This window comes from uncultured Gimesia sp. (assembly GCF_937910335.1).
GTDB lineage: Bacteria > Planctomycetota > Planctomycetia > Planctomycetales > Planctomycetaceae > Gimesia.
The window spans coordinates 1-13896 of record NZ_CALEMX010000420.1 but is presented as its reverse complement, the minus strand read 5'-3'; the positions used below and the strand labels follow the sequence as shown (position 1 = coordinate 13896).

Here is a 13896-nt window from a genome sequence, read left to right as displayed (position 1 = left end):
AAGGTTGCGAGTCTGGATCTGTTCCAGGCTCAACCCATATGGGAAATCCCGGCTTTTAAGAGTTAAAAAAGAGCTAGGTATCAGGCACCCTCTAAACCCAAAATTTTTCACTGGAGTTATGATGAAGAGATGTAACGGAGCCCGTCAGCGCGGGTTCACACTGATCGAACTACTTGTGGTAATTGCAATCATCGCGATTCTGATTGCATTACTTCTTCCTGCTGTTCAACAGGCACGAGAAGCAGCCCGACGATCAAATTGTAAAAACAATTTGAAGCAAATTGGTTTGGCTCTTCACAACTACCACGAAACACACAGCATCTTCCCTCCCGGTTATGTTGGTACTGCTTATAATTCCACGGCTGGAAGCAAAATAGCATGGTCTGCTATGATTTTGCCATTTGTCGATCAAGCGAATTTGTATAACCAGATCACATCCAGCATGTTTAACTCAAACGGAGCTACCGGATGGTTGGCAGTTGCTGATGTTACACCAAAGGTTGCCGCAACGACCCAGGTAGAATCAGTTATACCCGGCTATGTCTGCCCCTCTGACCCATCAAGTAGTGTTAACGCAGATCGCCCCAGCCCAGCCCAAAGCTACTCTTGGGGAAAATCAAACTATCCTGGAGTAAGAGCATCGGTTTTCTGGGATACCACAGGAACGCCTGCTGCTAGAACTGTTGCTACGTCATTTGGAAACAGCACTGTGAAAGTCAAATTCCGAGACATGACTGACGGAACAAGCAATATTATCATGGTCGGCGAAAGAACAACACAAGATTCTCCCGCTCCCATTTCAATCACTCGTACCGGTGCAATCTGGATCGGCATTCAGAATACTACAACGCCTCTTACTGCCGATGAAAATTCCATTTTAGGTACAGCCTCAAGTGCCAACAGTGCAGGCACTCTCACCACTGAACTCATCAACCAGGCAAGTGGTAATGCATTCAGCAGCCCGCATGTTGGTGGCTGCCACTTCCTGATGGGTGATGGTAAAGTTCGTTTCATCAGCGAAAATATTAACGGCGATACCTATACATGGCTGGCTGGTATCAATGACGGACATGTGCTTGGCGAATTCTAAAGCGGCCATCGCACGTAAAATTAGTTCCTGCTAATATTTAGCAGCGGAACAACTGATTACAAACAGGCAGGATCTCAATGGTTTGAAAGTTGAGACCCTGCCTGTTTTGCATTCACTATCTTCTTAACTCATAAAGCCTTGAAAGTGAATTGAATCCCTCCCTGCCAAAACTCTTCTTGCATGCATCAAGAATTTCAGATATTGTTCCCCGTTGGCTCACCAACTCATGATTTACAACCGGCGTCCTGCAATTGAGTCAAAACTAGTTCTTCGATAATTCAGGGAAGAAATGATCCTGAACTGAAGAATTGTGATTCAATGAGTCCGAAAACCATTCGCTCATTGGACTTTCCCAGGGAAGGGCGCATATGCAACGAGTGCAATGTTTTCGAGTCTGGCGCGGCCTTAAGGTACCTCTTCTGTACCGACCTTCTCATAAGATTCAAAGTCTATCGACTCTACTTATGCGGTCACTGAGCTTCCTGCTCGCACTCACGTTCATTTCAGGAATCTCCTACGCTTCTGATATTGAAAGCTGCGAGCAACTACTTCGATCCGGCCAATATGAAACATGCATCGAAACGGCCGAAGCTGCGATCCTTAAAAAGTCATATGGCTCAGAATGGCCGCTGCTTAAAGCACAGGCTGAACTCGCAATTGGACAATACACGGAAGCCCAGCAAACAATTAATGCGGGCCTGAAACGTTATTCCTGGAGTCTGCCGCTACGATTTTTGGCTCAGGAAATTTATCATTTAAATAATCAACACGAAGCAGCCGACGCTTTTCTGACCAGCATTCACGAGTTGGCAAGTCGCTCCGCCTGGCGATACACCGACGCCAGCAGCTTGGTAGTTTTAGGGCAAGTTGCGATAAAACGTAATGTTGATCCCGGAGAAGTTCTTGAATCCTTTTATGACCGGGCGATCAAAGAATATCCTGACCACCGGGATGCTTATCTAGCCAGTGGAAATCTGGCATTAGCCAAACACGACTATGGGTTGGCTCAGGAAACATTTCAGGCAGCGCTAAAGCATATCCCCGATGATCCCGACTTACTTTTTGGTCTAGCCAGATCCCTGCAAAAAACGAACCCGGAACAATCTGAGAAACTGATGTCTGAAGTGCTACGTCTCAATCCGAATTACATACCTGCTCACTTGCAACAGATCTCTCGTTTCATCCACTCCGAACAATTCATGCTTGCAAAATCTCATTTGAATCAAATATTGTCGATCAATCCCCACCATACCGAAGCCTGGTCCTTTCTGGCAGTGATTGCACATTTCGAAAATCGACCGCATGCTGAAACCGCTTATTACTGGCAGGCCTTAAGTCACCACAATCAAAATCCCGAAGTCGATTATTTGATTGGAAAAATGCTTTCCGAACACTATCGATTTGCTGAAGGTGCTGCATATCAACATCGGGCACTTGAAAAAGACTCATATTATTTGCCCGCGCGGATTCAACTGGCTCAGGACGAATTGCGTTTAGGACACGAAATCAGTGGCTGGGAACATGCACTCCAGGCCCATCAACAGGATGGCTATGATACAACTACATTCAATCTGCTCGAGCTGAAGGATCAACTCGCCAAATTCAAAACTCTGGAAGATGAGTTTTTCATTATCCGAATGGATTCGCGTGAGGCGGACGTCTATGGCCAACAGGTTATCAATCTTCTGCACGAAGCCCGCAGTACTCTCTGTGAGAAGTATGCGCTTGATTTGAAAGATAAAATCACTGTAGAAATCTTTCCTGATCCGGATGATTTTGCCGTTCGTACATTTGGGATGCCTGCTGTCTCCGGTTATCTGGGAGTTTGTTTCGGAAAAGTCATCACAGCCAACAGCCCGGCATCACAAGCCGAACATCCAACTAACTGGCAATCTGTCTTGTGGCATGAATTTTGTCATGTTGTCACGCTCGAACTGACCAAAAATAAAATGCCACGCTGGATCAGTGAAGGAATTTCTGTTTATGAAGAACGACAGAAAAATCCGCTTTGGGGCGAGACAATGATCCCACAATATCGAGAAATCATCCTCAAAGGAGAAAGCACTCCTATCGGTCATTTAAGCAGTGCCTTTCTCAATCCGAAAAGCAGTCTCCATATTCAGTTTGCTTATTATCAGTCATCCATGGTTGTGAAATATATCATAGACCATTTCGGCTTCGAAGCGTTACGAAATATATTGAATGATTTACGGGTTGGAATTCCGATTAATGTCGCCATCGAACGCCGCACAAAAGAACTGGGAGAACTGGAACAGGAATTTGCCTCTTTTCTTAAAAATCAGACAGAACAATTTGCCCCTTCTGCTAACTGGCCTGAACAGAACCTGAGGGCACTTACGAGTGATGATACAAAACGATTTGATGACTGGATCAAGAAACACCCCAACCATTTCCAGGGGCTCATGGCGTATTCCCAGATTCTGGAAGATGAAAACCGTACGAAAGAGCTGGAAGCCATTCTCATTCAACTTACCAAACTATATCCAGAATACACGGGAGCAGATAATGCCTGTCTGCGTTTGGCAAATCTTTACCAAAAACAGAAACGCTATGATCAGGAGCAGACATATCTGGAGCAACATGCAGCGATTAATCCTCATGCGTTGAAAGTATTTCAACGGCTCATAGAGCTTCATCGAAAATCAGAAAACTGGCGCGCTGTTTATCAATCCGCGCAATCCGCTATTGCCATTAACCCGCTCGTACAGGAAACACAAAGAGCCTATGCTGAATCCTGTATTCAACTGCATCAAAAGCAGGAAGCCATTCATGCCTATCGAGCGATTCTTGTTTTAAATCCACATAATAAAGCAGATGCACATTATCAACTCGCCCGATTACTGAGAGAGAACGATTTGGAGCAAGCAAAACGACATACACTGATCGCACTCGAAGAGGCTCCCCGATTTCGAGCGGCCCATCAATTATTACTCGAACTCACTTTAAATTCACATTAATTGCAGCTGCACAGGTTTTAACTATGGACAACTAAGGCTCAAGGAGGAGCCGGCCATGAACTATAAATTAAATTCACTGGTACTGATTTTTGCTTCGCTGATCGTCGTCACGATTTGCATCGGTCCGTATCGTCCCGCAGTTCCTGCTGACCGGGGAGGAGTCCCCGACTGGAAAAATGATCCAGAATTTAAGCAGGACGTCTTCACATTCGTAAGAATCAGATACAACTCTCATCAAGGCTGGCGGAGATGGGCCACTGATTACCCCGATAGTGATCTGAATTTCTCGTATCGCCTGCAACAACTCACTTCCATGAAAGTGGATCCGGAAGGACGCATTCTGGAGCTGACAGATGCAGAACTGTTCGATTACCCCTTTATCTACCTGATCGAACCCGGCTCACTCGAATTCACTGAAGAAGAAGTGATCGCATTGAAACGTTACTTGACCAATGGTGGATTTATGATGGTCGACGATTTCTGGGGAGAAGCGGAATGGGATAACTTCGCGATGCAAATGAAACGAGTATTTCCGGAACGCGAACTGGTCGAACTCCCCTTAGAACATCCCATTTTCCACTGTGTGTATGACCTGAAAGAAAAGCCACAGGTCCCCAGTATTGGAGTTGCCCAGTGGGGGCGTTCTGAAGGCATCACCTGGGAACGGGAAGATGCCAAACAAGTTCATTACCGAGGTCTATTCGATGAACAGGGACGTCTGATAACAATGGTTTGTCACAATACTGACCTGGGTGATGGATGGGAACGAGAAGGTGAAGACAAATGGTATTTTCGTGAATTCTCGGAAAAGAAAGCTTACCCCCTTGGTATCAACATTGTGTTTTACGCAATGACACACTGAATCCAGCGCATATTAATTTATAGTTTTTTTCAGGAGCCAAACGTGAATCTTAAACTAATTTCTACCGATGATCGCGACGAAGAAGAGCGTATTTTTGAAATGCTGCAAAACAGCCGTCAGCAAATTGATGCGGAAATTTCTAAAGCAATCATCGGGCAGAAGGAAATTATTGATCAGCTCCTGATTGCTCTGTTTTCCGGCGGACATTGTCTAATTACGGGCGCGCCCGGATTGGCCAAGACATTGCTGGTTAATTCACTGGCGCAGGTCTTTAAACTGAAATCACAACGGATTCAGTTCACGCCGGACCTGATGCCCGCAGACATTACCGGGACGGAAATTCTGGCAGGGAATTCGGAAGAATCAAGGGCTCTCAAATTTGTCAAAGGCCCGGTATTCACAAATATTCTGCTAGCGGATGAAATTAACCGCACGCCCCCCAAAACACAGGCAGCGCTGCTGGAAGCGATGCAGGAAAAACAGGTCACTGTAACTGGTATCAAATATGAACTGGATCATCCCTTTTTCGTTCTTGCGACGCAAAACCCGATCGAAATGGAGGGTACTTATCCCTTGCCTGAAGCACAATTGGACCGCTTCATGTTTAATCTATTCATAGACTACCTGTCAGAAGAGGATGAAGTTGCCGTCGTCACACAAACCACTGCGCGTGACGCCGAACCCATTATGCCTCTGTTTACCGGAAACGATATTCAACAGTTTCACAAGTTTGTCCGCGATGTTCCCGTGGCGGAAGAACTTGTGCGTTATGCAGTCCAACTTTGTGCTGCATCCCGACCTCATCAGGAAACGACGCCAGACTTTATCAATGAATGGGTCAATTGGGGCGCCGGACTCAGAGCAGCCCAAAGCCTTATCCTGGGTGCGAAAGCACGTGCCGTTCTGCGCGGCCGCGTGCATGTGATCCTCGAAGATCTTCAGTCGTTATTAGCCCCTGTACTCCGTCATCGGATTCTGATTAATTATCGTGCAGAAGCAGAAGGCATCACCGTCGAACATGTTGTCCAACAACTGATTGAAACCATTAAAAGGCCCGTTGAAGCATGAGTTCACTACCTCTGAAGCATCATACATCACGAAAAACGAATCAGAACCAGAAACTGGTATCACAGAGGATTGATCCCGCCTGTCTGATGCGAATCAAGTCGCTGGAACTGAGAGCCAAATCGGTCGTAGAAGGCACATGGAACGGTTTACATCGCAGCCCGTATCATGGTTTCTCAGTTGAGTTCACAGAGTATCGAGAGTACTCACCTGGCGATGATCCACGCCACATTGACTGGAAACTGGCGGCTCGATCAAATCAACATTTCATCAAACGCTTCGAGGAAGAAACCAATCTCTGCTGCCATATGTTGCTGGATCTGAGTTCTTCCATGCAATTCCACAGTCTGGGTTATTCCAAAGCCGACTATGCCAAAACTCTGGCTGCGACGTTTGCCTATTTTCTGTCAACGCAACGCGACGCCAGTGGACTCATCATCTTTGATGAACAGGTTGAGTCAGTAGTACCCGCCCGATTCACTCGCGGCCAACTCAGACGTATTTTGATCGAACTGGAACGACCTCCCCAGGGATCTCATACCAATTTTGTCTCACCATTAAAACATGCCATTGAGACCATAAAAAAGCGAGGGCTGGTTGTACTGATTTCCGATCTGCTTTCACCACTTGAAGAATTAAACACACATTTAGGCTACTTGCGTGCCAAAGGGCATGAGGTTGCTTTATTTCAAATTCTGGACCCATCCGAGATTCATCTGAACTTCAATGAATCTGCCATTTTTGAAGATATGGAATCAGGAGAACGTATCGCCCTTAATCCTAAATCAGCACAGGCGAACTATCAGCAACAGTTGAATCGACACTTGAAAGAAATACAAAACATGTGTCGAAAACAGGGCGTACATTATCACAGATTGACTACCGATACTCCACTTGAAGCAGGTCTATCGGATTTTTTAACTGATCGAGCCGCTTGAAGATAGTTTAGGAACAGAGGAAACGCAGTTGAGTTTTTTAACCCCGCTTTATTTATTCGGAATCATAGTTGTCGGCTTGCCAATCCTGCTGCATCTGGTCAGACATCAGCCTAAAAACATCATTCTCTTCAGCTCGCTCCGTTTCCTGGAACATAAGCCCCCTCAAACTAATCGCAAAAACAAAATCGAAAATTGGTTACTATTATTACTCCGCGCGGCAGCGGTTATGCTTATAATCGCAGCCTTTGCACGCCCTTTTTTCAAAAACACCGATCTCGAATTAACCGCTGCTTCAACTACGCAGCAAACCATCATACTGATCGATACCAGTTCCAGTATGCAGCGGGGAACACTTTGGAAAGAGGCTATACAGAAAGCCGTTGAACTCATTCAACAGGCAAAACAAAATCAAATCGCTATTTATACTTTTGACTCCCGACTGAAAGCTGTTAAAGCACTGAAAGAAACAAATTCATCGATTCAACATCAATCTCCAATACACGATCAGGAACTACTCACCAAACTAGCTCCCGGCTGGAATCCGACGAACCTGGGTCAAGCACTCACAGAAATCGCTTCGCTACTGCAGCAACAAGTCGCCTCCGATCCTAATGGAAATTTACTGCAAAACAGCACCATTGAACTGATTACTGATTTTCAAGCAGGATCCCAAATCAATTCTCTCACGGAGTTCTCCTGGCCGGAAGAACTTCAGGTTCACTTGCATCAACTGAAGACCAAAGATTCAAGTAATGCAGGTTTGGAATTGCTTTCGTTAGATGAACAATCTCAGGCAACGGTTCGTGTTGTCAATGCCGCTGATTCAGAGCAGGAACACTTTTCGGTCGCGTATCAGAGAACTCCAGGTGATCCCCTACAAGCAAAACCGGTTTATGTTCCCCGTGGGCAGTCTCGGGTTGTTCATATGCCAGCGCTGGATATTCCACAGCCACTCACTCAAATCATTCTCAGTGGTGGCGAACATGAATTCGACAACAAGATCTATCTTCAACCACGCGAAAAAACCAATTTAACCATCGTGCACTACGGCATACCGGCCGCCGGTGCGACTGAAAACCCTGACTATTTTGTCAAACGTGCGTTTCCCAAAACAAAAACCCGGGATGTGGAGTTCTTGACAGTTGGCCCCGACTCTCCACAAATCCTTATGGCCGTCACCAGAATTCACTTACTGATTATCAGTCGAGAACTCTCTAGCGATGAAATAGAATTGGTGCAAAACTATCTGCAACAGGGTGGCGTGGTATTATTTTCTCTCAACGACGAAATTTCCAGACAAACATTAAAACCAATATTAACGAAGCAAAAAGAAGTCTCTCAGAAAGTGATTGTTGATTCCATTGACATCAATGGCTATGCATTACTCACTAATATTCAATACGATCACCCCGTTTTTCAAATGTTCCAGACTCCGGAATATTCAGACTTCACAAAACTCAAATTCTGGAACTACCAACGGCTTGCCTTGCCGGCTGAAATTCCTCATCAGGTATTAGCCCGCTTCGACCATGAGAACCCGGCGATTGTGAATTTTCCTGTTGGAAAGGGAAAACTCATTGTGATGACATTTGGCTGGACTCCCGCGGAAAGCCAATTTGCACTCTCGACAAAATTCGTACCGATTCTGGATGCGATCCTCACACTCAATTCAAACTTGATTGATGTTCCTTCTCAGTTCACGGTCGGTGAAAGAATTCCATTTCCTGAAGCTTTCAAAGCGATAAATATCAGACCGATCAATCAAGATCAAATCCAGCTCACCGCCGGTCAACAAACCATAAACGAAACAATTCAACCCGGTATCTATCAGACGACTTCGGAAAATGAAAACAGACCTATTCAGAAATTTGCGGTGAATCTGGCAATTGAAGAAAGTAATACTACGCCTCTGACAATCGAGACACTGGAATCACTGGGAGTGCGAATGCAGCAGCCTGGCAAATCGATGCCAACCAGCCAGCCAGCCTCTGAAATTCGACGTCAGGCACTCATTCGGGAGCTGGAACAAAAACAGAAAATCTGGCGCTGGCTCATCATTGTGGCTCTTGCGATGCTGGGCCTGGAAACAGTGCAATCGAAATGGATCAGTGGAACTACTTCAGCGATACGAAAGGCGTAACCATGGGCTTGCCCGATCTCTTAAAACAACTCAACCAGGTCGTCTTTCGCTATCATGTCAGCTTGAAATTGAAGCGATTGACGTACGTCTGGATAGCCGCCTGCAGTCTGACATTGTTAAGTCTATTCATTCTAGAACCTATCACATCTTCTGACCAGCATCTTTTGTTGCTGGTAACCATGTTAGCGATTCCTTTTTTCACTGCAGCAGGAGTGCTCTTCTTTCGACCTCGCAATCGATTTTCTCCTGCCAGTAGACATCAAGTGGCGACACTAATTGAATGCACCTATCCCGATCTGGACACCAGCCTGCTGGCGACTTTGGAACTGGAAAAAACAGACAATGGAAAACAACTCACTTTTCTACAAAACCGTTTGATTCAACAAGTCATCACTCATGGAGAAAAAAATGATTGGCGACAGTCCATCTCCAACCGTAAACTCATTCTGCAAAGTTCCACACAATTCATTTGCTTCACCGCCTGGTTTGTTAGCTGCTTAAGCTGCTGGTCCTACCTGAAGGCAGCTCCAGAACCAAAAGAAAACCTGCTCACGGTTGCCGTGATTGAGCAACCGTTTCAAGTAGAGGTCATACCAGGGACCACGGAAGTGGAAAAAAGTCATCCGTTATTGATCACAGCACGTTTTACAGGAAAAACACCTGATACTGTGACACTTCAGATCACTTCATCCTCAGGAGAGCAACGGAAATTACCGCTTATCAAACATTTAGACGACCCCGTGTTTGCCGCCCGTCTGCCTGCTGTGATGGATGACCTGTCTTATGCAGTGCAGGTGAATTCATGGGAATCGGAAACGTATCAGGTCAAAGTCTTTGAGCTGCCAGAATTGATCCAACTGGATACTAAGATCAGCCCTCCTGAATATACGGGACAACCCGCTCAAATTATCGAAGACAGTTTGCTTATTAGTGCCATAACAGGCTCGACGATCGAATTCCGGACTCAATTTAATAAATCGGTGAAGTCTGCGGAACTGGAATCAGCAGAACAGCATTCACTTCCGTTGATTATCAGTTCGGATGGCATGTCAGGCCACCTCACACTTAAAGCAGATACCAATCGAACCTGGAACTTACGTCTGATTGATGGCGATTCAAGAGAAAATCGAACGCATCCCATCATTGATCTTTCTGTCATTCCAAATCTGCCACCGGAAATCAAAATCACATTCCCAGCCCGCGATACGCGTGTTTCACCCCTGGAAGAAGCGCTCGTACAAGGTACCGTCACTGATGACTTTGGAATTCAGCAGGTGGGCCTGGTATACAGCATTCCTGGAGCAAAAACACAAACACTGAACTTGCGAGATACCACTCAGCCAGCCGTGGAATTTACAGCTGAACATTTAATGTCTCTGGAACGACTACAAGTTCAGCCTGACACACTGATTTCTTATTACCTCTTTGCAGAAGATATTGCCCCGGATGGCAGGAACCGCAAGGTACTCAGTGATATGTACTTCATGGAAGTACGGCATTTCGAAGAAATCTTTCGAGAAGGCAGTTCTGCCAGCAGTGCCTCGAAGTCGGGAAAGAAAGGCGGCAAAGCACAACAAGCCGAAAAATTGGCAGAACAACAAAAACAGATTATTAATGCCACCTGGAAGATCATTCGCCGCGAGATCAATGCCACAGTTTCCGATGCGTATGCAGGAGATGTTACGACACTTCAGCAGGCACAACAGGCGTTGATCACTGCTACAATAAAACTAGCATCGAAAATCAAATCACAGAAGTCAAAAGCCATCATTGATTTGATTACTAAAAAGATGCAGGAAACTATCGCTTTGCTCAGCTCTGCGAAAGAAGCAGGTCAGATCGAATCACTCACGTCGGCACTGACTACAGAGCAGGCAAGTTACCAGATGTTATTGAAATTGCGCGCACGCGAACATCGAGTCTCTAAAAATAAAAACGGAGGAGGCAGTAAAGGAGGAGGGAGCAGTCGTTCACAGAACCAACTTCAACAACTGAAACTGACGAATAAAAAACAACGTTATGAATCAGAAAACCAGGCCTCACAACCTCAGGCAGCCCAACCGGACCGCGAAGCACTTCAAATTCTGAATCGGCTGAGAGAATTGGCACAACGCCAGAAAGATTTGAATCAGCAACTGAAAGAACTAGCGGACAAACAACGCTTCGCAAAAACTGACCTGGAAAGAGAAGAAATTGAACGTCAACTGAAACATCTGCGAGAACGGCAGCGGGACCTGATGCGCAAAGCCGATCAAGTTGCACAACGGATGGATCAATCAAAAGATGCCTCTTCCATGAAATCGCGACGTGAATTGGAGCAGACGCGAAAGCATCTACAGCAAAGTTCCCAATCTTTAAAAGAGGGGCAGGTCTCTCGCGCTCTGAATTCAGGTACCAGAGCACAGCAGCAACTTGATCAACTTAAAAATGATTTCCGTAAAAAGACTGCAAACCAGTTTGCAGATACCATGCGTTCTCTGAATCAGCAGGCGGAAAAACTCGATCAAACACAAAAAGAATTGAGTCAGGCTCTCAATAAAAAACAGACAAAACAACCTCAACAAAGGCGTTCTTTGCGCAAAAATGACGGACAACAACAACTCGCTGACAAATTACATGAGCAGGAAATCCGTCTGAAGAAGTTGGTGGAACAGATGAAGAAAGTGGTTCAGGAATCAGAAAAGTCGGAACCTCTGCTCTCAAAGCATCTGTACGACGCTATTCGTAAAACCAGACCTTATCGACCGGGCGATGCTTTAAAAAACGCTGCTCAATTCCTTCAAGAAGGAGAAACCAATCGTGCGCAGCAGGCGGAACAGCGCGCTAGTCAGGGAATTGAAGCCATAAAAAAAGGAGTTCAAGTGGCCGCTCAAAGCGTTTTGGGTAACGACCTGGAATCACTCAAACGGGCACGACAGGAAATCAAGTCACTGACATCTGACATGAAACAGGAACAGAAACTGGCAGGTCAACCTGCCGCACAAGGCCAGCCCTCATCTCCTGCACAAAAACCTTCAAAACCCGGTGTCAGTAAATCCCAGGGACAAAAACCATCCACTAGTTCAAAACCGGGGCAGGCAGGTACGCCATCAGGCCAGGATAAATCCTCCGTACAATTGGCGTCTGCTCAAAAAGCAAAAGGGAAAGGACAAGGCTCTGCATCGGGTTCTGGCAAGTCAGGAGAGCGTCCCTCATCACCGAAAACGCTGAAAGGCTCCCAGGGAAAATCGAAAGGCAGATCTGGCGGAAGCCAGGGAGGTCCCGGTGGCATACCAAACGGACCGCTTACCGGAAACCAATTTCGCGAGTGGTCTGACCGGATGCGTAATGTAGAGGAAATGGTGGGTGACCCTAAACTACGTAGTCAAGTTGCCCAGATACGTGAACGGGCACAAAGCATGCGTGCGGAATTCAAACGTCATTCCAAAGTACCAGAAGGAAACCTGGTCGATGCACAAATTCTGGAACCGCTGGCTGAACTTCAAAAAATCTTATCAAACGAAATCAGTAAACGCGGCGCGCAAACATCGTTGGCACCAATCGACCGTGACCCTGTACCGGAAAAATACTCAGATCTGGTCCGTCGCTACTATGAAGAATTAGGGAGTGGAAAATGAATTGTCTGGCCCAATTACAATTCGGTGCAGCGCACTGGACCACATTCATGATTGCGACGATGATCATCGGATTGGCGCTGGTGATCTACGCCTATCGTTCACTTACAATGAAACGATCCTTAACCGGAGCCGCGATGTTTTTGAAAATCTGCGGCATCGCTATCCTTTCGATTGCACTGATCGAGCCACTCTGGAGCGGCGTACACGTGCATCCCGGTACAAATCTGTTTGCAATTGCGGTGGATGACAGCCGAAGTCTGCAAATCAAGGATTCGGAAACCAATCAGCGACGACTACAAACCATTCAGCGTTTACTTACCTCCTCGAAACCAGACGCCGACAAAAAGTATCCACAGTGGCTCATTGACCTGGAACAATATTTTTCTGTACGTAAATTTTCTTTTAACGCACATGCGCACGCGCAAACAGATCTAAAACATCTGTCATTTAATGGTTCCAGAACAAATATCGTATCCAGTCTGAACGAATTAAATCAGCGTTACAGAGACCTGCCGCTCGCGGGGATTTTGCTGATGACTGACGGTATTTCCATCGAAAACCTCAGCTGTTTAGAAACGTCAGTTCCTATTTATCCTGTTGTTATAGGAACCGAAACACCGGTAACCGATGTTTCGATCATCAAAACATCTGTCAGTTATTCTCCCTTTGAAGATGCACCCATTCGTATTCTGGCCAATCTGTCTACCACGCAATGCCAGCAAAAACAGATCAAAGTCCACTTACAGGATGAAACAGACAAGATTGTGGAGACTGTAATACGCGATGTTACAAAACCCGAGCAACAATTCCAAATTCGGTTCCAGGTGCGGCCTGAAGAGACAGGGATTGCATTTTACAAGATTAGAACCACGCTCATTTCTTCAGAGCATGAGGAAGCGACACTCTTCAACAATCAACGTACTCTCAAAGTGGATCGTGGAAGAACAGCACATAGAGTGCTCTATGTTTCCGGTCGCCCGAACTGGGAATTCAAATTTCTACGTCGCGCCATTGAAGAAGATGAATTGATTCAACTTGTGGGACTGATCCGCATTGCAAAAAAAGAGGCAAAATTTGATTTTCGCAGTCGGGAAGGGGAAGAGGGTAACGCTTTATTTCGAGGATTTGATGAGAAAAACGAAGGCGACCTTGAACGTTACGACCAACCTGTCTTTGTGCGAATTAACACGCAACATCCTGATGAAT

The 13896-nt window shown here is 45.9% G+C and carries 7 protein-coding genes and 1 pseudogene; all 8 read left to right on the top strand.

From position 1 onward, the window contains the following. Positions 1-121: 121 nt before the first annotated feature. Complete coding sequence (locus Q0668_RS16575; RefSeq protein WP_298866639.1) at positions 122-1090, top strand: DUF1559 domain-containing protein; 969 nt, start codon at positions 122-124, stop codon at positions 1088-1090. 368 nt (positions 1091-1458) lie between these two features. Next, entirely contained in the window at positions 1459-4068 is a 2610-nt protein-coding gene (locus Q0668_RS16570) for a tetratricopeptide repeat protein (protein ID WP_298866637.1), read from the top strand. A gap of 55 nt (positions 4069-4123) precedes the next feature. Then, positions 4124-4930: a DUF4159 domain-containing protein gene (locus tag Q0668_RS16565; RefSeq protein WP_298866635.1), complete on the top strand. Its 807-nt coding sequence runs from the start codon at positions 4124-4126 to the stop codon at positions 4928-4930. 42 nt (positions 4931-4972) lie between these two features. Beyond that, on the top strand, positions 4973-5998 hold the full coding sequence (locus Q0668_RS16560) for a MoxR family ATPase (RefSeq protein WP_298866633.1): 1026 nt from the start codon (positions 4973-4975) through the stop codon (positions 5996-5998). Then, on the top strand, positions 5995-6933 hold the full coding sequence (locus Q0668_RS16555) for a DUF58 domain-containing protein (RefSeq protein ID WP_298866631.1): 939 nt from the start codon (positions 5995-5997) through the stop codon (positions 6931-6933). Before Q0668_RS16560 ends, Q0668_RS16555 begins: the two co-directional genes overlap by 4 nt. Before the next feature lie 28 nt (positions 6934-6961). Further along, a complete protein-coding gene (locus Q0668_RS16550) occupies positions 6962-9073 on the top strand; it encodes a BatA domain-containing protein (RefSeq protein WP_298866629.1) in 2112 nt (703 codons plus the stop codon). Next, complete coding sequence (locus Q0668_RS16545) at positions 9034-12690, top strand: DUF4175 family protein (RefSeq protein WP_298866627.1); 3657 nt, start codon at positions 9034-9036, stop codon at positions 12688-12690. The genes Q0668_RS16550 and Q0668_RS16545 overlap by 40 nt, the downstream gene beginning before the upstream one ends. Then, positions 12687-13896 (top strand): annotated as a pseudogene (locus tag Q0668_RS16540) (hypothetical protein); the annotation flags it as partial. The gene Q0668_RS16545 and the pseudogene Q0668_RS16540, both read left to right, overlap by 4 nt.